The sequence below is a fragment of the Aliivibrio sp. 1S175 genome, assembly GCF_001690985.1.
GTDB lineage: Bacteria > Pseudomonadota > Gammaproteobacteria > Enterobacterales > Vibrionaceae > Aliivibrio.
This window is the reverse complement of sequence record NZ_MAJS01000038.1, coordinates 1-640: the sequence shown is the minus strand read 5'-3', so window position 1 is coordinate 640 and position 640 is coordinate 1. Positions and strand designations below refer to the sequence as shown.

The 640-nt window shown below is 37.0% G+C and carries 2 protein-coding genes; both read left to right on the top strand.

The window, feature by feature from the left end; translation table 11 throughout:
- Positions 1-107: 107 nt before the first annotated feature.
- Positions 108-359: a type II toxin-antitoxin system Phd/YefM family antitoxin gene (locus A6E06_RS12845; RefSeq protein WP_012551877.1), complete on the top strand. Its 252-nt coding sequence runs from the start codon at positions 108-110 to the stop codon at positions 357-359.
- Entirely contained in the window at positions 356-616 is a 261-nt protein-coding gene (locus A6E06_RS12840; protein ID WP_065593072.1) for a Txe/YoeB family addiction module toxin, read from the top strand. Before A6E06_RS12845 ends, A6E06_RS12840 begins: the two co-directional genes overlap by 4 nt.
- Positions 617-640 lie beyond the last annotated feature (24 nt).

The following is a 640-nucleotide window of genomic DNA, read 5'->3' as shown; positions in this document are numbered from 1 at the left end:
ATGCAGGCGTTAACTGCTTCCTTGTTACCTGTGCAATATATTGTACATTTCAATTTTAATGAGTTAGACTTGTTCAATATTAAGTACAACTCAACAAAGAGGTAATTATGCGTATAGTTTCTTTTACTGAAGCTCGAAATGGTCTTAAATCTGTTCTTGATGGCGTAGTTAATGATGCGGACTGCACAGTTATCACTCGTCGAGATTCTGAAGATGCAGTTGTAATGTCTATGGATTATTATAATAGCTTAATGGAAACGATTTATTTATCTCGTTCTCCAGCTAATGCTGCTCATCTAAACAAATCAATTGCTCAATACAATGCCGGTCAAACTACGGAAAGAGGCTTACTTGAATGAGTCGAATGTTAGCTTGGACTGACGATGCTTGGGATGATTACTTGTATTGGCAAGGTCAGGATAAGAAAACGCTGAAACGCATCAATAAATTAATTACTGATGCGAAGCGTTCTCCCTTCGAAGGTATTGGAAAACCTGAGCCATTGAAAGAAAATTTGGCAGGTTTTTGGTCACGTAGAATTGATGACACCAACCGATTAGTTTATGCAGTTAATGATGCACATTTGACAATAATTTCCTGTCGCTATCATTATTAATTTGAAGCGCAGTTAACAATCGCA

Excerpts from the sequence above, each read along its gene's own strand:
- A6E06_RS12845 (WP_012551877.1), top strand. The coding sequence starts at position 108 with ATGCGTATAGTTTCTTTTACTGAAGCTCGAAATGGTCTTAAATCTGTT.
- A6E06_RS12840 (WP_065593072.1), top strand. The coding sequence starts at position 356 with ATGAGTCGAATGTTAGCTTGGACTGACGATGCTTGGGATGATTACTTG.